The 23,003-nt window shown below is 67.9% G+C and carries 22 protein-coding genes; 12 read left to right on the top strand and 10 right to left on the bottom strand.

Going from position 1 to position 23,003, the window contains the following annotated elements; all coding sequences use genetic code 11:
* Position 1: 1 nt before the first annotated feature.
* From G3N62_RS20140 to G3N62_RS20115, 6 genes are read left to right on the top strand one after another with little or no spacing between them, the layout of a single operon-like run.
* Positions 2-955, top strand: coding sequence for a 3-carboxyethylcatechol 2,3-dioxygenase (locus G3N62_RS20140; protein ID WP_124669408.1), 954 nt, complete (start codon positions 2-4; stop codon positions 953-955).
* A 4-nt stretch (positions 956-959) separates the two neighbouring features.
* On the top strand, positions 960-1,748 hold the full coding sequence (mhpD, locus tag G3N62_RS20135; RefSeq protein ID WP_034191635.1) for a 2-keto-4-pentenoate hydratase: 789 nt from the start codon (positions 960-962) through the stop codon (positions 1,746-1,748).
* Between the two features lie 17 nt (positions 1,749-1,765).
* Positions 1,766-2,713 (top strand): acetaldehyde dehydrogenase (acetylating), encoded by a 948-nt coding sequence (locus G3N62_RS20130; RefSeq protein WP_124669407.1) that lies wholly within the window; start codon positions 1,766-1,768, stop codon positions 2,711-2,713.
* 15 nt (positions 2,714-2,728) lie between these two features.
* A complete protein-coding gene (dmpG, locus tag G3N62_RS20125; RefSeq protein ID WP_311767572.1) occupies positions 2,729-3,751 on the top strand; it encodes a 4-hydroxy-2-oxovalerate aldolase in 1,023 nt (340 codons plus the stop codon).
* Between the two features lie 59 nt (positions 3,752-3,810).
* Entirely contained in the window at positions 3,811-5,064 is a 1,254-nt protein-coding gene (gene mhpT, locus G3N62_RS20120) for a 3-(3-hydroxy-phenyl)propionate transporter MhpT (RefSeq protein WP_034191632.1), read from the top strand.
* Positions 5,065-5,078: 14 nt separating this feature from the next.
* Positions 5,079-5,945, top strand: a complete 867-nt coding sequence (locus tag G3N62_RS20115; protein WP_034191631.1) for an alpha/beta fold hydrolase — start codon at positions 5,079-5,081, stop codon at positions 5,943-5,945.
* 182 nt (positions 5,946-6,127) lie between these two features.
* On the opposite strand, the gene G3N62_RS20110 is transcribed toward G3N62_RS20115, so the two are convergent.
* The 7 genes from G3N62_RS20110 to G3N62_RS20080 are packed head-to-tail and all read right to left on the bottom strand — an operon-like array spanning position 6,128 to position 13,339.
* A complete protein-coding gene (locus tag G3N62_RS20110) occupies positions 6,128-7,192 on the bottom strand; it encodes a 2-aminoethylphosphonate aminotransferase (RefSeq protein ID WP_059556412.1) in 1,065 nt (354 codons plus the stop codon).
* A complete protein-coding gene (gene aepY, locus G3N62_RS20105; RefSeq protein WP_124669406.1) occupies positions 7,192-8,373 on the bottom strand; it encodes a phosphonopyruvate decarboxylase in 1,182 nt (393 codons plus the stop codon). The genes G3N62_RS20110 and aepY overlap by 1 nt, the downstream gene beginning before the upstream one ends.
* The gene (gene aepX / locus G3N62_RS20100) at positions 8,370-10,055 is read right to left on the bottom strand and encodes a phosphoenolpyruvate mutase (protein WP_034191628.1); all 1,686 of its coding nucleotides are present in this window, start codon (positions 10,053-10,055) and stop codon (positions 8,370-8,372) included. The genes aepY and aepX overlap by 4 nt, the downstream gene beginning before the upstream one ends.
* Positions 10,052-10,819, bottom strand: a complete 768-nt coding sequence (locus G3N62_RS20095; RefSeq protein ID WP_034191627.1) for a phosphocholine cytidylyltransferase family protein — start codon at positions 10,817-10,819, stop codon at positions 10,052-10,054. The genes aepX and G3N62_RS20095 overlap by 4 nt, the downstream gene beginning before the upstream one ends.
* Positions 10,820-10,854: 35 nt before the next feature.
* Positions 10,855-11,856, bottom strand: coding sequence for an HpnL family protein (locus G3N62_RS20090; RefSeq protein WP_034191626.1), 1,002 nt, complete (start codon positions 11,854-11,856; stop codon positions 10,855-10,857).
* Positions 11,853-12,662 (bottom strand): 2OG-Fe(II) oxygenase, encoded by an 810-nt coding sequence (locus tag G3N62_RS20085; RefSeq protein ID WP_034191625.1) that lies wholly within the window; start codon positions 12,660-12,662, stop codon positions 11,853-11,855. Before G3N62_RS20085 ends, G3N62_RS20090 begins: the two co-directional genes overlap by 4 nt.
* The gene (locus G3N62_RS20080) at positions 12,659-13,339 is read right to left on the bottom strand and encodes a CDP-alcohol phosphatidyltransferase family protein (protein ID WP_059556414.1); all 681 of its coding nucleotides are present in this window, start codon (positions 13,337-13,339) and stop codon (positions 12,659-12,661) included. Before G3N62_RS20080 ends, G3N62_RS20085 begins: the two co-directional genes overlap by 4 nt.
* A gap of 662 nt (positions 13,340-14,001) precedes the next feature.
* On the opposite strand from G3N62_RS20080, the gene G3N62_RS20075 reads away from it, so the two are divergent.
* Positions 14,002-15,516: an acetyl-CoA hydrolase/transferase family protein gene (locus G3N62_RS20075; RefSeq protein ID WP_059556415.1), complete on the top strand. Its 1,515-nt coding sequence runs from the start codon at positions 14,002-14,004 to the stop codon at positions 15,514-15,516.
* A 30-nt stretch (positions 15,517-15,546) separates the two neighbouring features.
* Here G3N62_RS20075 and G3N62_RS20070 read toward each other — a convergent pair whose 3' ends face one another.
* Complete coding sequence (locus G3N62_RS20070) at positions 15,547-17,076, bottom strand: DHA2 family efflux MFS transporter permease subunit (protein WP_034191622.1); 1,530 nt, start codon at positions 17,074-17,076, stop codon at positions 15,547-15,549.
* 135 nt (positions 17,077-17,211) lie between these two features.
* Here G3N62_RS20070 and G3N62_RS20065 point away from each other — a divergent pair, with 135 nt between their 5' ends.
* The 3 genes from G3N62_RS20065 to G3N62_RS20055 all read left to right on the top strand — a co-directional run bounded on the left by G3N62_RS20065 (position 17,212) and on the right by G3N62_RS20055 (position 19,210).
* Entirely contained in the window at positions 17,212-17,652 is a 441-nt protein-coding gene (locus G3N62_RS20065; RefSeq protein WP_034191621.1) for a MarR family transcriptional regulator, read from the top strand.
* Positions 17,653-17,894: 242 nt separating this feature from the next.
* On the top strand, positions 17,895-18,320 hold the full coding sequence (locus tag G3N62_RS20060) for a helix-turn-helix domain-containing protein (protein WP_034191620.1): 426 nt from the start codon (positions 17,895-17,897) through the stop codon (positions 18,318-18,320).
* Positions 18,321-18,418: 98 nt separating this feature from the next.
* Positions 18,419-19,210, top strand: a complete 792-nt coding sequence (locus G3N62_RS20055) for a hypothetical protein (protein WP_154233834.1) — start codon at positions 18,419-18,421, stop codon at positions 19,208-19,210.
* A gap of 1 nt (position 19,211) precedes the next feature.
* Here the strand turns inward: G3N62_RS20055 and G3N62_RS20050 are convergent, their stop codons facing one another.
* Positions 19,212-20,093 (bottom strand): helix-hairpin-helix domain-containing protein, encoded by an 882-nt coding sequence (locus tag G3N62_RS20050; RefSeq protein WP_069705274.1) that lies wholly within the window; start codon positions 20,091-20,093, stop codon positions 19,212-19,214.
* A 188-nt stretch (positions 20,094-20,281) separates the two neighbouring features.
* Positions 20,282-21,817 (bottom strand): sigma-70 family RNA polymerase sigma factor, encoded by a 1,536-nt coding sequence (locus G3N62_RS20045; RefSeq protein WP_124669405.1) that lies wholly within the window; start codon positions 21,815-21,817, stop codon positions 20,282-20,284.
* A gap of 293 nt (positions 21,818-22,110) precedes the next feature.
* Here G3N62_RS20045 and G3N62_RS20040 point away from each other — a divergent pair, with 293 nt between their 5' ends.
* Both G3N62_RS20040 and G3N62_RS20035 read left to right on the top strand, forming a co-directional pair.
* Complete coding sequence (locus G3N62_RS20040; protein WP_124669404.1) at positions 22,111-22,536, top strand: hypothetical protein; 426 nt, start codon at positions 22,111-22,113, stop codon at positions 22,534-22,536.
* A gap of 43 nt (positions 22,537-22,579) precedes the next feature.
* The coding region (locus G3N62_RS20035; protein ID WP_346778205.1) for an SH3 domain-containing protein at positions 22,580-23,003 on the top strand (424 nt) is incomplete at its 3' end.

Raw genomic sequence — 23,003 nt, 5'->3', positions numbered from 1 at the left:
AATGCCGATCCATCTCGAATGCATGTCGCACTCGCCGCTGCACGGCTACTTCGATCCGGCGCCGGCGGTCGTCGCGGAAGTCGAGCAGGTGCAGCGCGCGGCGCGCGAGCGGGTCGACGCGTTCGATCCGGAGTTGGTGATCGTGTTCGCGCCTGACCACTACAACGGATTTTTCTACGACGTGATGCCGCAGTTCTGCATCGGCGTGAGCGCGACGGCCATCGGCGATTTCGGCAGCGCGGCCGGCCCGTTGCCCGTCGACCGCGATGTGGCGCTCGCGCTTGCCGATGCGACGCTCGCGAGCGATATCGACGTAGCCGTGTCGTATCGCATGCAGGTCGATCACGGCTGCGCGCAGGCACTCGAGGTACTCACGGGCGGCATCGACCGCTATCCCGTGGTGCCCGTTTTCATCAACTCGGTCGCGCCGCCGATGGCGTCGTGCCGCCGCGCGCGACTGCTCGGCGATGCGATCGGCCGTACCGTCGCGCGCATGAACCGGCGCGTGTTGCTGATCGGCTCGGGCGGCATTTCGCATGAGCCGCCGGTGCCGGAAATCGCGGGCGCGGACGATATCGTCGCGGAACGGCTGATCGCTGGGCGCAACCCGTCACCGGCGTCGCGCGATGCGCGGCAATCCCGTACCGTCGCGGCGGCCAAGGCATTCGCAGCGGGCGACAGCCGCCTGCATCCGCTCAATCCCGCATGGGACCACATGTTTCTCGAATGGCTCGAACGCGGTGAACTCACCGCAGCCGATGGCCTCACGAACGAAGCGATCACGCGCGATGCAGGCAAGTCCGCGCACGAGATTCGCACGTGGGTCGCCGCATTCAGTGCGCTTGCGGCGAGCGGTCCGTATGCGGCTTCGATCGATTACTACCGCGCGATTCCGGAATGGATCGCCGGCTTCGGCGCGATGCACGCGCGAGAACAGGCCCTTTCCAGGAGATAGAACCATGTCGGATGACAACAGCATGCTTTCGATGGCCGCGCGCCTGCGTGAAGCGCAGGCCTCGCGCCGGACGATCGCGCCGCTGCGCGAGACGTGTCCCGAAGGCGACGCGACACTCGCCTACGCGATCCAGCAGATCAACAACGACTTGCGCGCGGCGAACGGCGAGCGCGTCGTCGGCAGGAAGATCGGCCTGACTTCGCCCGCGGTGCAGAAGCAGCTTGGCGTCGATCAGCCCGACTTCGGCGCGTTGTTCGCGTCGATGGCGTACGGCGACAGCCAGCCGATGCCGCTCGCCTCGTTGATTCAGCCGAAGGTCGAAGCGGAGATCGCGCTCGTGCTCGAACGCGACCTGACCGCCGAAAAACACACCTACGCGGATCTGATTTCAGCGACCGCGTATGCGGTGGCCGCGATCGAGGTGGTCGACAGTCGCATCCGCGACTGGGACATCCGGTTTTTCGACACCGTCGCGGACAACGCGTCGAGCGCGCTGTTCGTGCTCGGCAGCCGCCCGGTCCTGCTGCGCGATATCGAGCTGACCGCTTGTGCAATGACGCTCACGCAGGACGGCGAAGTCCTGTCACGCGGCAATGGCGGCGCGTGCCTCGGCAATCCGCTGAATGCGGCGGCGTGGCTCGCGGACCGGATGGTTCGACTCGGCACGCCGCTGCGCGCGGGCGACATCGTGCTGACGGGCGCGCTTGGCCCGATGGTCGCGGTGAAGGCGGCCGGCACTTATACGGCGCATATCGAAGGGCTCGGCAGTGTGCGCGCCAGTTTCAGCGAATGACGGACGGAGACATTCCCATGGCAACAGAGAACACCAGGTGCAAAGCCGCGATCATCGGATCCGGCAACATCGGCACCGACCTGATGATCAAGATCATGCGCCGCAGCAGGCATCTCGAAGTCGCGGCGATGGTCGGCATCGATCCTGCCTCGGACGGCCTCGCGCGCGCCGCAAGGCTCGGGGTGGCGACGACGCATGACGGCGTGGAAGGGCTGGCGCGCCTGCCCGTGTTCGACGAGATCGACTTCGTGTTCGATGCGACGTCGGCCGGCGCGCATGTGAAGAACGACGCGTTCCTGCGCGCGCTCAAGCCCGGCATTCGCGTGATCGACCTGACGCCCGCCGCCATCGGCCCGTACTGCGTACCGGTGGTGAACCTCGACGCGCATCTCGATGCGCCGAACGTGAACATGGTCACGTGCGGCGGACAGGCGACGATTCCAATGGTCGCCGCCGTGTCGCGGGTCGCAAGGGTGCATTACGCGGAGATCGTCGCATCGATCAGCAGCAAGTCGGCAGGACCCGGCACACGCGCCAACATCGACGAGTTCACGGAGACGACGTCGAAGGCGATCGAAGCGGTCGGCCGCGCCGGCAAGGGCAAGGCGATCATCGTGCTCAACCCGGCCGAGCCTCCGCTGATGATGCGCGACACGGTCTATGTGCTGTCCGAGGCGGCAGACCGGGCGCTGATCGAAACGTCGGTTGGCGAGATGGCCGCTGCCATCCAGTCCTATGTGCCCGGCTATCGCCTGAAGCAGTCCGTGCAGTTCGACGACATCCCCTCCGACGCGCCGTTGCATATTCCCGGACTCGGCCATTTCAGCGGACTGAAGACCTCGATCTTCGTCGAAGTGGAAGGCGCGGCCCATTATCTGCCGGCCTATGCGGGCAATCTCGACATCATGACTTCCGCCGCGCTGGCAACGGCCGAACGCATGGCCGCGTCGGTTGTGAACGCCTGAAGCAGGGAGCACCCGATCATGGACAAGAAACTCTATATCTCCGACGTGACGCTGCGCGACGGCATGCACGCGATCCGTCATCAGTATTCGATTCGGAACGTGCAGGACATTGCCCGCGCGCTGGACGAGGCGAAGGTCGACAGCATCGAGGTCGCACACGGTGACGGCCTGCAGGGTTCGAGCTTCAACTACGGCTTCGGCGCGCACAGTGATCTGGAATGGATCGAGGCGGTGGCCGATGTGGTCAAGCACGCGAAAATCGCGACACTGCTGCTGCCTGGCATCGGCACGATTCACGACCTGAAGGCCGCGTACGACGCGGGCGCGCGTGTCGTCCGTGTCGCGACCCATTGCACGGAAGCGGACATTTCGAAGCAGCACATCGAGTATGCGCGCAGCCTCGGCATGGACACCGTCGGCTTTCTGATGATGAGCCACATGACCACGCCTGACCACCTCGCGATCGAGGCGAGGAAGATGGAAAGCTATGGCGCGACCTGCGTGTACGTGGTCGATTCGGGCGGCGCGATGAACATGCACGACATTCGTGCGCGCTTCAAGGCGCTCAAGGCCGTGCTTCGACCCGAGACCCACACGGGCATGCATGCCCATCACAACCTGAGCCTCGGCGTGGCCAACTCGATCGTTGCGGTCGAGGAGGGCTGCGACCGCATCGATGCGAGTCTGGCGGGCATGGGGGCGGGCGCGGGCAATGCCCCGCTCGAAGTGTTCGTCGCGGCGGCCGAGCGCCTTGGCTGGCATCACGGCACCGATCTATATCGCCTGCTCGACGCGGCCGACGATCTCGTGCGCCCGTTGCAGGACCGGCCGGTGCGCGTGGACCGCGAAACGCTCGCGCTCGGCTATGCGGGCGTGTATTCGAGCTTCCTGCGGCATGCCGAAATCGCGGCGAAGAAGTACGGCCTGAAAGCGGTCGACATTCTCGTCGAACTGGGCAAACGACGCATGGTGGGCGGTCAGGAAGACATGATCGTCGACGTTGCGCTCGATCTGAAGAAGCGCGAAGCCAGCGCCTGAACCACACACGTATGCCAGGCGCCGTGAAGAGCGCCGCATCGTTCAACCTGGAGACATCAATGAAAACGTCAACGGCTTCTCCCCCGCGCGCCGGCGGCGCCATCACCATCGGGCTGTGCCTCGCGGTTGCCCTCCTCGAGGGTCTCGACCTGCAATCCACCGGCGTCGCCGCGCCGCGCATGGCACACGAGTTCCATCTCGCCGTCGCGCAGCTCGGCTGGGCATTCGGCATCGGCGCGCTCGGCCTGTTGCCGGGTGCGGCGATTGGCGGCAGGCTCGCGGATCGCATTGGCCGCAAGCGCGTGCTGATGATGTCGGTCGCGCTGTTCGGGATATTTTCGATTGCAACGACTCAGGTGTGGGATCTGCAGAGCCTGCTCATCGCGCGTTTTCTCACGGGCCTCGGCCTGGGCGCCGCGATGCCGAACCTGATCGCGCTGTGCGCGGAAGCGGCGGCGCCCGGGCGACGCAGCACGGCGGTCGGTGCGATGTACTGCGGCATGCCGTTCGGTGCGGCGCTCGCGGCAGTGATCGGTATTGTCAGCCCGGGCGCCGAGGGCTGGCGGCACATCTTCTATGTCGGCGGGATCGGGCCGCTGCTGACCTTGCCGCTGCTGGCGATTTTCCTGAAGGAGTCGACGTACTTCGTCGCGGCAAGCCGGGGCGCGACCCGCGAGTCGAAGGACGGCATCGTGCGCGCGCTCTTCAGTGACGGGCGCGCGGCGACCACCCTCTCGCTGTGGATCAGCTATCTGGGGACGCTGATCGTGCTGTACTTCCTGATGAACTGGCTGCCATCGATGGTGCTCTCGCGCGGCCTCACGCCGGTACAGGCGAGCATCGTGCAGATGATGTTCAACATCGGCGGTGGTGTCGGCGCAATCGTGATCGCGGGGTTGATGGATCGCATTGGCAAGCGGCCGGTCGTGGTCGGCATGTACACGGGCATCGCGACTGCGTTACTGGCGCTCGCCAGCGCGACGGGCAGCGTGTCGATGGCATGGGGCGGCCTGCTGGCGGGGCTGTTTCTCGTCGGCACGCAGTCGGTGCTGTATGCGCTCGCCGGTGCAACGTATCCGACGCGCGTGCGCGGCACGGGTGTCGGCGCGGCGGTGGCCGTTGGCCGGGTGGGATCGATGGTCGGCCCGCTGATCGCCGGGCAACTGCTGGCGTTAGGCCAGAGCGCGTCGATGCTCGTGATCTCGAGCATTCCGCTCATCGTGATCGCGGCGCTCGGTGCGCTCACCGTGGTCGCGAAATCTCCGCGCGAGTCGACCAACGGCTCGCACACCCTTGGAACCGAATCGATCTGACGAAGGACATCGACATGACTGACACCGTGATTCATACCGAAGCCGCGACCAGCAAGTACATGAACGTGATGGAGGGCGGCAGGGAACTGCGTGTGCACTACAACGACACCGGCGCGGGCGGGCAAGCGCTCGTTCTGCTGCACGGCTCCGGTCCGGGCGCGAGCGGCTGGGCGAACTTCCATCGCAATGTGGACGCGTTCGCGAATGCGGGTTATCGCGTGATCCTCGTCGACTGTCCCGGCTGGGGCAAGAGCGACTCGATCGTCTGTACCGGCTCTCGCTCCGACCTCAACGCGCGCGTGCTGAAGGGCGTGCTGGATGCGCTCGGCGTCGAGCGCGCGCATCTCGTCGGCAACTCGATGGGCGGGCATAGCGCGGTGGCCTTCGCGCTGTCGTATCCCGAGCGCGTCGGCAAGCTGGTGCTGATGGGCGGCGGCACGGGCGGTCCGAGCCAGTTTGTGCCGATGCCGACCGAAGGCATCAAGCTGCTGCAAGGGTTGTATCGCGCCCCGACGCTCGAGAACCTGAAGAAGATGCTCAATGTGTTCGTCTACGACGCGAGCACGATGACCGAAGAGCTGATGCAGACGCGGCTCGATAATATGCTCGCGCGGCGCGATCATCTCGAGAATTTCGTGAAGAGTCTGGCGGCCAATCCGAAGCAGTTTCCGGACTACGGTCACCGACTGAACGAGATTCAGGCGCCGGCGCTCGTGATCTGGGGACGCGATGACCGTTTCGTGCCCATGGATGTCGGGCTGCGGCTCGTTTGGGGGATGCCGAACGCCGATCTGACCGTGTTCGGGCGCTGCGGGCACTGGGCGCAATGGGAGCACGCGGAGCGATTCAACCGGATGGTGCTGGAGTTCCTGCACCAATGACAAAGGGTTGCATCGGTGCTGGCCGTTTGGCGTCCTCGCCCTCCTTTCGACGGGAGGGGGCGGTGCTTTGGAAGCGGCCGGCGTCGTACGACCGAGATGGGTCGACGCACGACACCCGTGGAATTCCTCGAACCAGAAAAAAGGCCCTTGCGGGCCTTCGATCGACGAGAAAGGGCGGCCGTTTAACGCGTCAGCGCCGTAAACCCTTCCAGCAACCGCTCGACGTCAGCCGCCTGAATCGCGCCCATCGTCGAGATCCGGAACAGTTCCTTCGACAGCCCGCCTTGCCCCGCGTAAATCACGAAGCCGCGCGCCTTCAGCCCGTCGTGCAGCGCTTCGTACGTGACGCCTTGCGGCAGCCGATACGCGCGCAGCACGACCGACGACGCGCCTTCCGGCAGCACCAGCGGCATCCCGCGCGCAGCGAGCCCGGCCTGCGCCTGATCGGCGAGCGCCTTGTAATGCGCATGGCGCGCACGCCAGCCGCCGGCTTCATCAAATTCGCGCAGCGCCTCGACGAGCGCATAGTACGCATGCACGGACGGCGTAAACGGCGTGTTCCGCTGATCCTGCAGCTTCGCGAGACGGCCGAGATCGAGATAGTAAGTACGGCTTGCAGCCTTCGCGAGCGCGCGGCGTCGCACGATCACGAACGCCGCGCCAGGCACCCCGTGCAGGCACTTGTTCGCGGTCGCGGCAACCGCATCGATGTCGCCACCGGCGAAGTCGATCGCTTCCGCGCCGAAGCTGCTGACGCCGTCGACGAGCATCTTCACGCCGCGCGCGCGGCAGACTTCCGCGATCGCGCCGAGGTCGTTCAGGCGGCCCGTCGTCGTTTCGTGATGGATCACCGCGACGTGCGTGTAGCCGCCCGCGTCGAGGCGCGCGGCAATCTGCGCGGGATCCGGGGCCTGCATCCATTCATGCTTCAGCACGTCGTGCGCGATGCCGTACTGCGTCGCGATCTGCGTGATCCGCTCGCCGTACACGCCGTTCTCGATCACGAGCAGCTTGCCGTCCTGCGGCACGAGCGCCGCGATCATGCTTTCGACGGCCGCCGTGCCCGAGCCCGTCATCAGCACGGCCGTCCATTCGGCCGGGTCGAGTTCGTACGCGGCGACGAGGCGCGCACGCGCCTCATCCTGCAGATCGAAGAATTCGCTTTCGCGGTGGCACAGATCGGGTTGCAGCAGGCTGCGGCGCACGCGCTCGGTGAGCGTGACCGGGCCGGGGTTCAGCAGCAGCATCAATGGGCTCCTTCAACGTGTGCTTCGGTCTGCGTGGCGCCGATGTGCCGCATCAGACGGGTCTTGACCTCGACCGGCGTGACGGTCGGGCGGGGCAGGCCGTCGGGCACGCCCGTGCGGATCGCGACGCGCACGAACTGGGCGCCGTCGCCCGATGCGGCCAGCGTCGCATCGAGCACGTCGAGCGTGTCGCCTTCGAGCGCCGACGCATAACCGCATGCGGCCGCGACGCCTGCGAACGACACATGCTGCGACACGGTTGCCTGGCCGCCCGTCGATTCGTGCGCGCCGTTGTCGAGCAGCACGTGCGTGAGGTTGGCCGGGCCGTAGGTGCCGAGCGTCGCGAACACGCCCATGCGCATCAGCGCGGCGCCGTCGCCGTCGACGGCGACCACGCGCAGGTCGGGGCGCGCGAGCGCGAGGCCGAGCGCGAGCGGCGTCACGCAGCCCATCGAGCCGACCATGTACAGCTGGTTCGGGCGATCGTCGAGCGCGTAGAGTTCGCGGCCGCAGAAGCCGGTCGACGCGAGCACGACGGTCGAATCGACCGGCGTGTGCGCGATCACGCGCCGCAGCGCGTCGTGACGGGTCGGCCATGCATCGGCCGACACGGCGCGCGACGACGATTGCGCGGCGACATGCGCGCGCGGCTTGGCGGCCGGGTTCGCCTTCAGTTCATACGGCGCGACGCTGCCTTTCTGCATCACGAGCGCGTACGGGCGGCCCGTCGCGTCCATGTGCGCGATCGCGCGGTCGAGTGCCGGGCCGACCTGTTCGGGGTCGGTCGGGAACGTCTCCCACGGAATCTCCATCGTGTCGAGCATCGCGGGCGTGATCGGGCCCATCAGCGCATGCTGCGGCTCGTCGGCGACGCCCGGCTGGCCGCGCCACGTGACGATCAGCAGCTGCGGCAGGCGGAACGTCCAGGTCAGCGACGTGAGCGGGCTCACCGCGTTGCCGAGCCCCGAGTTCTGCATCATCGCGATCCCGCGCTTGCCGCCGAGCGTCGCGCCCGCGATCAGCGCGACCGCGTCGCCTTCGTTCGCGGCCGACACGTAGTTCAGCGTCGGGTCCTGCAGCACGTAGTTGATGAACGGCGTCAGGTACGAGCAGGGCACGCCCGCGTACCAGTCGAAGCCGCGTTCGCGCGCGGCCTCGACGAACTGGGCCGCTTCGATCATTGCGCGCCCCCGTTGCCGGCGCCCGGTTCGGACAGCGGCGTCTGGCCGTGCGCGAAGTCGCCCGCGCGGCGGAAGTCCTCGAGGTCGTTGACCCCGCGCCAGTGGCCGTGCACGTACTGCACCTCAATCTTCTCGCCGGCGGCGATCAGTTCGTTGAGCAGCGACGGAATGTCGAGCGTGTCGAAATCAGGGCGCGCCTGCAGCGTCGCGAGCATCGCCTTCAGGCGCTCGACACCGGCGCCGCGCACGTTCAGCAGGCCGATCCAGCGGCCGTGCGGCGTGCCCGCGGCAACGTCGCTCGACACGCGCTGCAGGTAGGTCTTCTGGCCGAACAGGCCGCGATCGTCGGCGGCCGAGCAGAGGGCGAAGTCGCGCACGCTCTGATTGGTCTCGGTGAGCGACGAATCGACCACCACGCTGAACTCGGCCTCGCTCTCCGCGAGGTCGCGCACGATGTAGCTGCGGAACAGCAGGTCGCCGTACGAGATCACGGTGTCGCCCGTCAGGCGTTCGGCCGCGCAGGCGAGCGACGCGAGCTCGCCGGTCTGCGCGTGGCGCTCGTTGACGACGAGCTTGATGCCCGACGTATCGATCGCATCGGCGCGATAGCCGCCAACCACGGTGATGTCGTTCACGCCGTGCGTCTTGAAGCCGTCGACGAGCCAGCGCAGCAGCGGCTTGCCGGCGACCGGCAGCATGACCTTCGGCTTGTCTTCGGTCACGGCTTCGAGGCCCTTGCCGCGGCTCGCGGCGAGCACGATCGCGGCATTCGACGCGCGCGACGACGACGACAGGTAGATACGCTCGGCCGCCGAGTACTCGTCGGCGTCCTGCAGGCGGAAGATCTCGTTGACCGATGCCACGCGGTCCTCGACGTTGATCAGCGTTTCGCTTTCGTGGATCTCGCGCGCGGTCGCCTGCATCGCGGATGCCGACGCGCGGATCAGATGATTCGCCCAGATCACGGTGCTGATGCCGGCCTGGCGGAACACGTCGGTCGGCGTGCTGTAGTACTTGGTCGGCACGATCACGAGCGGCGCCTTGCCGCTCCATTCGCGCGCGAACTGCAGGATCTCGTCCGGGCGCGACAGCTTGCTGTGGATCAGGATCGCGTCGGCGCCGGCTTCCGCATACGCGTTCGCGCGGCGCAGCGCCTCGTCCATACCCCAGCCGGCGATCAGCGCCTCGACGCGCGCGACGATCGAGAAGTCGGGATCGGTCTGCGAATCCTTGCCGGCCTTGATCTTGCCGCAGAACTCGTCGATTTCCGCGAGCGGCTGGCGCTCGCCGCCGATGAAGCTGTTCGTCTTCGGGAACTGCTTGTCCTCGATGCACACGCCCGCGATGCCGCGCTGTTCGAGCTTCTTCACGAGGCGGCGCACGTTGTTGAAGTTGCCGTAGCCGGTGTCGCCGTCGAGCAGGATCGGCAGATCGCTCGCGTCGGCCATGAATTCGAGCACGTCGACGACCTGCGTCCAGCTCGCTTCGTTGTTGTCGCGCACGCCGAACTGCGCGGAGATCGCGAGGCCCGACGCCCAGATCCCCTTGAAGCCGGCTTCGCGGACGATGCGCGCGGACAGGCCGTTGTGCGCTTCCATCAGGAATTCGAGGTCGCTGCTGACGAGCATGCGGCGCAGGCGCGCGCTGCGCGATTCGGTGAAGTTGGGTTCGCGTGCGTTCATCGTGCGGCTCCTGCGGTCGTGCGTTGAATCAGGGGGAGGATGTCTTGGGTCGCGCGGGCGACGTCGTTCGGGAAGTCGATCTCGATCCACGGCGAGCCGGTGACGTCGGCCACGTCGAACGAATGGCCGCCTTCGAGCAGCAGGTCGCGCACGGCTTCCTCGTGCGGCAGGTTCGCGCGGCCGCTGTCGACGTAGCCCGCGACGATCGTCGCGAGGCGGCGGGCGGTGCCTTCGGTGAAGCGGAAGAAGCCGACCGATTCGCCGATCGTGTCGTAGTCGAGGTCGACCGCGAGCTGCTTGCGCAGTTCGACCGGCACGCCGTTCTTCAGGCACAGCTTGACGGGCTCGTCGCCGGCCTCGAAGTCGCGGTCGATCAGCAGGCGGTCGACCGCCTGGTCGGCATCGGCCACCAGCGCATGCAGGATGTTCTCGTCGTACAGCACGTCCGCGTCCATCAGCAGCACGTCGCCGCCGCGCGTCATCGCATCGGCGACGGTATGCACGGTCAGCACGCTGCCGAGGTCGTAGCGGTCGTTGATCACGATCTCGGCCTGGCGGCCGAGGCGCTTCAGTTCCTGCTCGACCTTCTCGTGCTGAAAGCCGAGCCCGAGCACGATCTCGTCGACGCCCGCGGCGTCGAGTACGCGCAGATGGCGCTCGAGCAGCGACACGTCGTCGAAGCGCAGCAGGCACTTCGGGAACTGCGCTTCGGGCGGTTGTTGCAGGCGCAAGCCGAGGCCTGCCGCAAGAATGATGGCTCGCATGGGTTCTCCAACCAAAAAGCCGGCGATCTGAACGATCAGTCGGCGAGCGGCTGCGGCGCACGGCGCCGCTGCCAGTTTCTTTCACTGAAATGCAGATAGAGCAGCCCGGGCAGGCCGAGCGCGAGTTCACGCGCGCGCTTCGCGAGCGACAGCGCGAGCGCCGCGTCGGGCGGCAGTCCGACCAGCGGGGCGAGCAGCAGGTAGCCGCCTTCCTGCGCACCGAGCGAGCCGGGGATCGCGAAGGCCGCGCCGCGGATCGCCTGGCCGACGCTTTCCAGCAGCAGCGCGTCGAGCCAGCTCACCGGGTGCCCGAGGAAGTGCAGGGCGAGCCACACTTCCGCGGTGCCGACGATCCAGCCGACGAGGCTCAGCGCGAACGTCTTCGCGACCTTCGCGCGATCGCGGTACAGCGCGCCGACCGCGTCGTCGATCGCATCGGCGCGCGTGGCCAGCGACGACCAGTCGCGCGGGCCGAGCAGCTTCGACGCGAGGCGCAGGCCGCGGCCGAACAGCCCGCGCCGCTGCGCCGCGTAGAACAGCAACGCAAGCGCGCCGAGCACGCCGGTCGCGATCAGCGCGGGCGTGCGCAGGTGCGCGACCGACTCGTGCGTCGCATACAGGCTGAATGCGGCGACGCCGATCAACGCGAAGGCCATTTGGGCAAGCGCCTGCATCGTCGTGCTGACGGTCACGGCCGCCGCCGCGTCGGCCATTCGCGTGCCGCGCTGCGCGAGGTGGCGCACCATCAGCACGGGGCCGCCGATCTGCCCGGCGGGCAGCAGGCTGTTGACCGATTCGCCGACCCAGCGCGCGCGCAGCGCGTTGCCGAGATCGGCACCGGGCTGCCCGCGGCGGAACATGGCGGAGATCGCCGTCGCATCGATCACGAGCGGCACGACATGGAACGCCGCGACGAGCGCGAGACCCCAGCCGGCCGCGAGGAACGTGGACGCGACCGCGCCGATGCCCTGCCAGGCAAGGAGTGCGATGAAGAGTGCGGTCCCGAGGGACAGCAGGATGAGGCCCGCGCGCGTCATGACCCGGTCGTGCGTCGCGTCGCCAGTTGCTTGAACACCTGGCGGAAACCGAAATACGCGATCGCGTCCTTCATGTTCGAGATGAAGCGCTTCCACGGCCGCATGCCGGGGTTCGTCACGTATTCGAACGTGAGCGACACGCGCATCTCGTTCTGGCCGAGCGGCGTGATGCGGTGACGCAGCTTGTCGCCGTCGAACAGCACGATGCCGCCGTCGGCGATCTGCACCGAGCCCGGTTCGTCGGCGACGTCCGGGTTGCGCGTGTGCAGCTCGTAGTCGAGCCGGCACGACGATTCGTCGATCACGCCGATCAGCAGCGTGTAGCGACGGCCATCGTAGTACGACGTGTCGTAATGCCAGCCGATGTGGTCGCCGGGCTTTGTGTAGTAATACAGCGCGTACGCGTGCGGATCGTCGTCCGGCGACAGCATCAGCTTGTCGCCCGTGACTTTCTCGAGGAAGCCGATCAGCGCCTTCGAGCGATAGAGCTCGGCGATGTACGGCGCCTGCTCGTCGATCGTATGACGGCTCACGCTGCCGCCCTGCTTGTGGCCGGGCAGGTAATTGCGGTTCAGGCCGGCCTGCATCGCGCGGGCGGCGCTCGCGAGTTTCGCGTGCGCGTCGGCGGGCAGGAACGTGTCGAGGTACAGGAACGAGCCCTGGCGCGTGTAGTCGCCGCGCAGGCGGTCGAGGTCGAGCCGGCCGACGCGGTCGGCCACGGTGCGATCGGGGTCGGCTGCGGCCGCGCGCACGGGCGCGGGGCGTGCCGGGCTCAGCACGGAGTCGTCGCGCGTGCTAGGAGTCATTTGGAAGCCTGGATTTCGGTTGAATTCCGCGGAGCGTTGCCACGGCGGACGATGCGCCACCAGTCGATCACGACCCATGCGGCGAACAGCGGGGCACCGATCGATGCCGCGAGCAGGAACGGCTCGACGCCGTCGACGAGCGTCACGATCGGCAGCAGGTACAGCACGTCTTCGGTTTCGAAGCCGCCTGCGAACGCCTGCTTGGTGCCGGCCTTGCCGGCGATCGATTCGATCCGCATGCGCAGGAAGAAGATCAGCGCGACGGCCGCACCGGCCACCGCGCCCAGCAGCACCGGCGACGCGGCCATCTGGCCGCCCTGGGCGACGATGCCGAGCCCCATGCTGACGAACAGCGCGACCGTGACGAGCGCATCGGCCGCGAGATCGTAAAAATGACCGATCTTGCTGGACTTGCCGCTGATGCGCGCGAGTTCGCCGTCGGTGTGGTCGACGAAGTTCGACAGCACGATCAGGAACGCGCCGGCATTGCTCCAGCCGAAGCCGCCGTGCGCAAGGCACCAGGCACCGGCGAGGCCGATCAGCAGACGAAGGGTAGTCAGGTGATTCGGGGTGACCGGCGTATCGACGAGCGGTCGGACAAGCGAGCGCGCGAGCCGCGCATCCCAGGTGCGTGGCAGGGGGGGCTCGGCGCGTGTGGCGGTTTTTCTTTGGTCCATCGGCGAAATATATACGGAATTGTAATTTGTTGCTTTTTATTCGATCAATGTCCTGACATGCGGGAGTGTTACCGCGTCTTGCACGTATCGGCCGGCCGAAGCCGGATGCGCGACAGGGCGGCCGATCGGGACGGCAGGCGGCGTCGCCGGGCCCGTCTTCCAGTGTGGTTCGCGTCACGCCGCTGTCAAGGACGGGCGGGCCTCGCGGGCCGATGCGGCGGAGATTTTCGCGCGCGGCGGCGAGCCGTGCGCAGCGCATGCGACGTTGACGTGCGTCAGGTCCGGCAAAGCATCATCGGGCGACAATCGGCCGCGCCGCGACTTCATCGGCCATTGCCGATATCGGGCGGCGAATTGCAATGGAAATCCGCCGATTGATGCGCGACGGTTGGCGATCGTCGTCCGGCCATTCGCTCCGATGCTTTCGCGCACCTTTCGGGTGCATCGGGCGGCGCGGATCGACTGTCACAGAACGGTCGTTCGATACCCGGCATATTCGGCAAGGATCTTTTGCATCCAGCGGACATTTCGCGGCGACGGCCTCTGCGATACTCCGGCCATGCCTGTGGTGCCGGCCGCCCCGCGCGGCCCCAAGGGCTTCATGTCGCTCAGGAGACACCCCCCGCGACGTCAACGACAGACCCCAGCGTCAGAAACCTGCCATGTCTTCATCACGCATCCTCGCTCCCGCCCTGCGTTCGCTCGTCCGCACCGCCGACGAAGCCGCCGCGCTGATCCGTCCCGGCATGACCGTCGCCATGAGCGGCTTCACCGGTTCGGGCTATCCGAAGGCCGTCCCGGCCGCGCTTGCCGCCCATATCGACGCGGCGCACGCGCGCGGCGAGGACTTCCGGATCAACGTGCTGACCGGCGCGTCGACCGCGCCCGAACTCGACGGCGCGCTCGCCCGCACCGACGGCATCTCGATGCGGCTGCCTTACCAGTCCGACCCGACGCTGCGCGACAAGATCAACGGCGGCGAAGTCGATTACCAGGACGTCCACCTGAGCCACGTCGCGCAGTACGCGTGGTTCGGGCTGTACGGCGATCTCGACGTCGCGATCGTCGAGGTCGCGGGCATCCGCGAGGACGGGCTGCTGATCCCGTCCGCGTCGATCGGCAACAACAAGACCTGGCTCGAACGCGCCAAGCACGTGATCCTCGAGGTGAATGCGCGCCAGCCGCTCGGCCTCGACGGGATGCACGACATCTATTACGGCACCGCGCTGCCGCCGCATCGCAAGCCGATTCCGCTGACGAAGAGCGACGACCGCATCGGCGAGCCGTACCTGCGCTGCCCGGCCGACAAGATCGTCGCGATCGTCGAGACCGACGCGCCCGATCGCAGCAATGCGTTCTCCGCGCCGGACGCGACGTCGAAGCAGATCGCGCTGCAGCTGATCGACTTCCTGCGCCACGAAGTGAAGCGCGGCCGCCTGCCGGAAAACCTGCTGCCGCTGCAGTCGGGCGTCGGCAACATCACGAACGCGGTGCTCGCGGAGCTCAGCTCGGCCGGCTTCTCGAACCTGACGGCCTATACCGAAGTGATCCAGGACGGCATGCTCGACCTGCTCGACGACGGCACGCTGAGCTTCGCGTCGGCCACCGCGTTGTCGCTGAGCCCGGCCGCCGTGCAGCGCTTCGCCGACGAAATCGCGACGTTCCGCGAAAAGATCGTGCTGCGCCCGCAGGAGATCAGCAACCATCCGGAGCTCGTGCGCCGCCTCGGCTGCATCGCGATGAACGGGATGATCGAGGCCGACATCTACGGCAACGTGAACTCGACGCACGTGATGGGCACGAAGATCCAGAACGGTATCGGCGGCTCGGGCGACTTCGCGCGCAACGGCTATCTGTCGTGCTTCATGTCGGCGAGCACCGCGAAGGGCGGCGCGATCTCGCGGATCGTGCCGATGGCGAGCCACGTCGACCATACCGAGCACGACGTCGCGGTGGTCGTCACCGAGCAGGGCCTGGCCGACCTGCGCGGCCTGTCGCCGAAGCAGCGCGCGCGCAAGATCATCGCGACCTGCGCGCATCCCGACTACCGGCCGATGCTCGAGGACTACTTCGAGCGCGCGTCGCGCGAGAGCTTCGGCAAGCACACGCCGCACCTGCTCGCCGAGGCGCTGTCGTGGCACGAGCGCTACGTGCGGACCGGCACGATGAAGGTCTGACGCGGCGTCGGACGGGCGCATGCGCGCCCGTCAGTCCATCGCCGCGTGCGCGACGTCGACGCTCGCCGTTTTCTGCGGCGGGCGGATCAGCAGCAACAGCGGGATCATCAGCAGCGTCGCCACGAACATCAGCTTGAAGTCGTTCAGGTAAGCGATCATCGCCGCCTGCTGGTTGATCGTGCGATCGAGCAGCGCGATGTCGAGGCGGCTGCCGGCCAGCGCCTGCACGGCCGGGTCGAACGGCGTGATGTGGGTCGCGAGGTCGGCATGCGCGACCTGCGTGTTGCGCGTCATCAGCGTCTGCACGATCGAGATGCCGATACTGCTGCCGATGTTGCGCATCAGGCTGTAGGTGGCCGTGCCGTCCGCGCGCAACTCCGGCGGCAGCGTCGAGAACGACAGAGCGCTCAGCGGCACGAACACGAGCCCCAGCCCGAAGCCCTGGACCACGCCCGGCCACACGATGTCCGATTCGGACAGCACGACCGTGTACTGCATCATCTGCCACAGCGCGAGCGCGGAAATCGCGAGCCCCGCGAGCAGCAGCATCCGTGCATCCACGTATTTCAGCAGCCTGCCGACGAGCAGCATCGCGATCATCGTGCCGGCGCCGCTCGGCGCGGTGACGAGGCCCGTCGTCGCGACCGGGTAGCCCATCAGGTTCTGCAGCATCGGCGGCAGCAGGGCGCGCGTCGCGTACAACACCGCGCCGACGACGAAGATGAACAGCGTACCCGTCGCGAAGTTCGGGTCGCGCAGCAGCTCCGACTTGAAGAACGATGCCTTGCCGACGGTCGCCGTATGCACGAGGAAGAACGCGAAGCTGAGCGCCGCGACGAGCGCCTCGATGCGGATCTCGTACGAACCGAACCAGTCGAGCTGTTCGCCGCGGTCGAGCATGGCCTGGAACGCGCCGATCGCGAGCGCCAGCGTCGCGAAGCCGAACGCATCGAATTTCACGTGCGGGCGCGGCGCGCGTGCCGGCAGGAAGGTCATCACGCCGGCGAGCGCGAACGCGCCGATCGGCACGTTGATGAAGAACACCCAGCGCCAGTTGTAGCTGTCGGTGAGCCAGCCGCCGAGCGTCGGGCCGAGGATCGGGCCGACCATCACGCCCATCCCCCAGATCGCCATCGCCTGGCCTTGTTTCTCGCGCGGGTTGATGTCGAGCAGGATCGACTGCGACAGCGGCACCAGCGCGGCGCCGAACACGCCCTGCAGCAGCCGCGCACCGACGATCTGCACGAGCGTCTCGGACAGCCCGCACAGCGCCGACGCCACCGTGAAACCCGCGATCGACACGATCAGCAGCCGCTTGACGCTCAACCGGTCGGACAGCCAGCCGGTGAGCGGCGTCGCGATCGCCGCGGCGACGATGTAGGAGGTCAGCACCCACGTGATTTCGTCCTGCGACGCGGACAGCGTGCCCTGCATGTGCGGCAGCGCGACGTTCGCGATCGTGCTGTCGAGGGTCTGGATCAGCGTGGCGAGCATGATCGACAGGGTCAGCATCGGCCGGTTCAGGGCGGGCGAGGCGGGGGCGTCGGCGGCGGGGTTCAAGCGGGTGTCTCCGTCGGGCGATCGCCGTGGGCGGCGATCCGGTATGGTTCAAATTATAAGCATGCTTATTATAAAGCCACTTATTGCCTGGGCGCGAGCCGCGGCCTGCCGGCGGCTTGACCCTATAATCGGCGGATGGACAAGACTTACGAGAACCGGATCGGTTACCTGATCGCCGACGTGGCTCGCCTGAACGGACGCCTGTTCGACCGGCGCGCGAAGCGCATCGGGCTGACGCGGGCACAAAGCCGCGTGCTCGCGTACCTGACGTGGAAGGGCGAGATGAACCAGGCGCGGCTGGCCGAATGGCTCGAGATCACGCCGATCTCGCTGACGCGTCTGCTCGACCGGATGGAAAGCTACGGCTGGATCGAACGCATCGCGAACGACGACGACCGCCGCGCGTTCGTGATCCGGTTGACCGACAAGGCGCGGGAGATCTTTCCGCAGATGCTCGAAGTGGGCGATACCGTCGCCGACGACGGGCTGCGCGGCTTCACGTCCGACGAGCGCGATACGCTGGTGCGGCTGCTCGGACGCGTGCGTCACAACCTGATCGATTGCGGCGGGGAGTGACGCGGGCGCCCGTTCGGGCGCACCGGCGGCCGGCTGAGCGAGCGCTACCCGGCGCGGCTCGTGTCATGCCGGGTGTTCAACGGACCGGCACCGCGAGCGCGAACACCGCGACCCAGGGACCCGCCCCGTACGATGGCCGCTGCGTGGCGCGGCGCAATACGGGGCGGTTTCATGGCGTTTCCGGCTTGCGTTCGCGTAGTCGAGTCACTATCTTGCAACTTCAAGTTCACTTGAGGTCAAGCATGAGCCGTCTGGACATTGCCGAGGTGGCGCGGTGCTCGGGATTGCCCGCGTCGACGCTGCGCTACTACGAGGAAAAAGGGTTGATCGTTCCGGTCGGCCGGCACGGGCTGCGGCGGCAATACGACGAATCGGTGCTGGAGCGTCTGGCACTGATCGCGCTCGGCCGCGAGGCCGGTTTCTCGCTCGACGACATCCTCGCGATGGTCGGCACGGACGGCCAGCCCGCGATCGATCGGGCGAAGCTCGACGGCAAGGCCGACGAACTCGACCGCACGATCCGCCGTCTCGGCGCCGTGCGCGACATGCTGCGGCACGCGGCCGTGTGCCCGGCGCCGAGTCACCTCGAATGTCCGTCGTTCCGGAAGCTGCTGCGCATCGCCGCGCATCGTCATCCGGCGCGTCGCACGAAGACGGACGGTGCGTAGGCCGTGAGCGCACGCGATGCGCGGGTGGCAGTCGCAGTCCGGCGAAAGTCGAAAACGAACACGGAAAACAACGGGGTTGCCGCGTGTCGATATTGCTCGTGCCATTGCTTGTGCTTTATGTGCTTCCGGCCGCGTATGCGGCATCGAAGGTCGGGCCGCATTACGGGTTTCTCGCGGGGTGCGCGACGATGGCGGGGGTGCTGGCGGCGCAGACCATGCTGCTGACGTGGGGCGCCGCGGCGGTGAAACGGCGGCGTGGGGCCAGCGGGCAGCCTGGGGCGACCGTACCGGCCGAACCCGCCGATGGCCGCGAGGCCGAGCCCGAAGACGAGGCGGGCGACGCGCCCGGCGTGCAGCTTCGATACGGCGAGCATGCGCGATTCAAGCAACTGGTTCTGATTGCCGGCGCCGCGCACAGCGGCGTCGCGCGTCGTTTCTACGACAAGGCGAAGCAGGCGATCGAAGCGTTCGTGGAAGTCGAGGCGGGGCGCGACGGTTCGGGCGCGGCGATGGTGCGGGCGGCCGAACTGGCGCCGGCGGACGGCCTGTCGCCGCCGGCGGACGAAACGCTGACCGTGTTCGTGTCGGACGACGGCGCGTGGTCGGGGTTTCGCGTGGGCGACGACAGCTTCCGGTTTCGCCACGGTGCGATCACGGGGCTGCGACTCACGATGGTGATGCCGGTTCGCTGGAACGGCGACTACATGGTGACGTTCCGGTTCGACGTGCCGAAACGGGGAGCGGTCGGCGCATACGTCACGCATTCGACGTGGTTCGATCTCGGCGTGGCACATGCCGAACGCCGGTCACGCGCGCTCGTCCGTGCCTGTCGCGAGATCGCGTCCGTGCTCGACGTGGCGTTCGACGTCGACGAAACCTCGGACGACTGACTCATCCCGCGTAATACACGCGGCATTCCATCTCGCGCCCACGCACGATGCGCTTGCCGACGAGCGAACCGTACGTTTCGGTGAAGACGGTGCGCTGGTGCTCGCGCTGCACGGCGTCGTAGAAATAGAGCGAGACCCAGTCCGTCGGGCGGTCGGCCTCCGGCGTGCGCATCGCGGCATGCAGGCTCAGCGCGGTGAAATGCCAGCCGCCCTTGGTCATGTGCATCACCGGCGGCGGCACATAGCCGTCCGCGTTCAGGCGCCGGTGCGCGAGCGTCGGCAGCATGCCGGCGGCCGCCTTGTGGCGGTACTGGCGGTCGATATAGAGCAGCAGTTCGACGGGCGGCTCCGTGCCGGGGCCGGCATGTTGCATGTGACCCTGCCAGCGCCGGCGCCGGCTCAGCACGTCGTCGAGCGCGGTGCGGATGCCGGCCGCGCGCCGCGGGCCGACCCCCGCGATCGTTTCGAGCTGGCCGTTGCGAGCCGCGCGTTCGAGTTCCTCGAGCGTATCGATGTGCAGCAGGTCGTGGATGCGCAGCGCGAGCGCATGGCCGATGCCCGGCACGGCTTCGAACGCGGACGCGCGCTGGGCGTCGCCGCACAGCCGGTCGAGCTGGCGCCAGCGGCCCGTCACCAGCAACTCGGCGATCGCCTGCGCGACGCCCGTGCCGATTTCGGGCAGCGCGCCGAGCGCGTCGATGCCGCCGGATTCGAACACGGTGCGGATATCGCGGTCGAGCGCCTCGACCGTCTCGGCCGACGCGCGGTAGGCGGCGACCCGGTAAGGATTCGCGCCCTGGTCGGCCAGCCGCTGCGCGGCCTCGCGCAGGCAGGTCGCGATGTGGCGGTTTTCCTCGAACGTTTGGCTGGCGGTCGTCTGCATGGCGAGGGACCTGGGGAAGCTCAAACGGAATGGACGCGGCGAACGATGCGCCGGTCGGCCTTTTCCACCATTGTCGCGGCACGCGACGAAGAAAACTTGATGCACGTCAATGGCAAACGTAGCACATGCGCGAAGCGCACGGTCGTGCCGGTTGGCGGCACGACCGTGCGGCGCGGGTGCGCTTACGCTTACGCGTCGAGGAACGACTGCGCGTTCGCGGCCTCGGCTGCCGTGCGCAGCGCGGCGAGCGCCCGTTTCTCGATCTGCCGCACGCGTTCGCGCGACATGCCCGCGTCCTGCGCGATCGCGTCGTACGTATCGGGCTCGGCGCCGCCGAGGCCGAACCGCCGGCTCAGCACGTCGGCCTCGGCCGGCGTGACCGACCGGAGCAGCGACCGCACGCAGTCGCGCATGCGGGTGTCGGCCAGTCGCTCGAACGGGCTGGCCGAGGTTTGATCCTCGATCAGTTCCACGAGCCCGGTGTCCGCGTCGGGCAGCGGCGTGTCGAGCGACACCGGTTCGGCCGGCAGGGCGAGCACCGCACGCAGTTTGTCCTCGGCCAGGCCGGTTTCGGCCGCGAGCTCGGCAGGCGTCGCCCGCCGGCCCGTGCGCTGGCGAAAGCGCAGCGCATGCCGCTGCACGCGCTGGTACTGGTCGCCGACGTGTACCGGCACGCGGATCGTGCGCGAGCGATCGGCAACGGCACGCGTGATCGCCTGACGAATCCACCAGGTCGCATAGGTCGAGAACTTGAACCCGCGCCGGTATTCGAACTTCTCGATCGCGCGCATCAGGCCGAGGCAACCGTCCTGCACGAGATCGGACAGGTCGACGCCGCGGTTCATGTGCTTGCGCGCGATCGACAGCACGAGCCGCAGGTTTGCCTCGAGCATCGCGCGCGTCGCGTCGCGCACTTTCTGCTGGCCGTCGCGCAGCGCGGCCCCCAATGCCCGCCGCGCGACCGCGTCGAAGCGGGCGGCTTCGCCCGTCGCGGCGTCGTGCGGCGCGGTCGCGAGCGCGTGCACGGCGCGGCTGGCGTCGTCGATGGCCGGGGCCGCCCATGGCAGCGAACCGAGCAGGGCGGCCATGGCGTTGCGCGCGTCGCGATAGGCGTCGGAACGGAAGCCGTGCGTGTGCAACGCGTCGCGCAACGTCGAGACGGCTGCCTGCAGCACGTCGTAGCGGGCGGGTTCGGGCGTATCGCCGTCTTCGTCGTCAGCCGTGCCGGTGGCGGCGGCCGCACCCGTTGCCCGGTGACGCGCAAGCAGCGCGTCGACCGCCGCCGGATACCCCGCGATCGCGTGCAGCACCTGATGGCGCCCCGTCTCGATTTCGCGGGCGAGCACGATTTCGCCTTCGCGCGTCAGCAGCGGCACCGCCTGCATGCGCCGCATGTAGAGCGCGAGCGGATCGGTCGACGCACTCGTGCCGCGTGCGAGTTCGCCGAGCATGGCCCGGCCTTCGTCGAGCGTGTCGCGATCGACGTCGACCGGCGCCGCGGCGGCGAACGGTGCGGGCGCGGCCGGCTCGTCGAGCACGGCGATGCCGATGTCGGCAAGCGCGGCGCGCACGACGTCGAGCGCATCGGGGCTGTCGCTTTCGGGCGGCAGCGCGTCGACGAGGTCGGCGTGTGTCAGATAACCCTGTTCGCCGGCAAGCGCCAGCAACTGGATGATCGGATCGAGCGGTGTGTCCGCCCGGGAAGTGGGGCGTGGCGTAGTCATGTCGATGGCGGCGCGAGCCGCGTTCCTGTCGGGGCGGGCCGAAGCTCGCCGGTTTGCGGTGGCCGGTTGCTCGCGAACGCTCGTCCGCGCCGGTCAGCCTGACATCGTTCAAGTTGAGGGCATTTGCGCCAACTTCAACGTGGGCGCCGCGGACGAGCAGCACACCGCGTGCCCGCGCCATCCGGGCCAGGAAACAAAAAGTAACCGATCATACGCGCGGAAATCTGCAGGGGACGTAAGCTAGAGTCAGGCGCGCGCCCGGCGGCGGCGCGCGGATTCTGCCGGAGCACGAGATGAACCCGATTCCCGCCGCGAGGCCTGCCGTCATCGCGCTGGCCGCGCTGACGCTCGGCGGCTGCTACTACATGAGCCCGTACGGTTATGCGCCTTATTACGCACCGGCGCCCGCGACGGTGTCACAGCGTGAAATTCCGGTTGCGCCGGCCACGCCCGGTCCGGCCCCTTCCACGGTACCAGCCACCCCGGACTACGTCGAAGCGCCGGCGCCGGTATATGTCGCGCCGGCCTATGTGCCGGCGCCGTATCCATACTACGCCCCCGCGTATTACCCGGGCTGGTACGGGCCACCCGTCACGATCGGCTTCTGGGGCCGCTGGGGCGGCGGCGGATACTGGGGCGGGCGCGGCGGCTACTGGCATCGTCCGTGGGGCGGCGGGCATTGGGGTGGCGGCCACTGGGGCGGCGGCCATCGGCACTGATCGGCATCGGCCGGCGCGCGGCGGCACCGCGCGGGAGAGCATCATGAGAAACACGTTTGTCCGCAGCCTGTGTGTCGTCCTGGTGGGCCTGGCGGCCGCGCCGGGCATGGCCGACGCGCAGAGCAGCGCTTACACGAATTCGCCGGCCGAGCTGTTTGCCGGGCCGGCGCCCGATTATCCCGTGGTCGCGCAGATCCCGCCCGATACCGCGCTGGACGTATTCGGCTGCCTAAGCGATTACTCGTGGTGCGACGTCGCGCTGCCGGGCGTGCGCGGCTGGATCGATGCGCAGTTGCTCGAATATCCGTACCAGGGCAGCTACGTACCGTTGCTCGAATACGGCGCGATCATCGGGGTCCCGGTGACGGGATTCGCGATCGCCGCGTACTGGGATCGCTATTACCGGCACCGGCCGTGGTACCACGACCGCGATCGCTGGGCGCATCGTCCGGAGCCGCGGCTCGGCA

Origin of the sequence: Burkholderia sp. Tr-20355, assembly GCF_017104685.1 — a bacterium.
GTDB classification, from domain to species: Bacteria; Pseudomonadota; Gammaproteobacteria; order Burkholderiales; family Burkholderiaceae; genus Burkholderia; species Burkholderia seminalis.
This window is presented reverse-complemented; position numbering and strand designations above follow the sequence as displayed.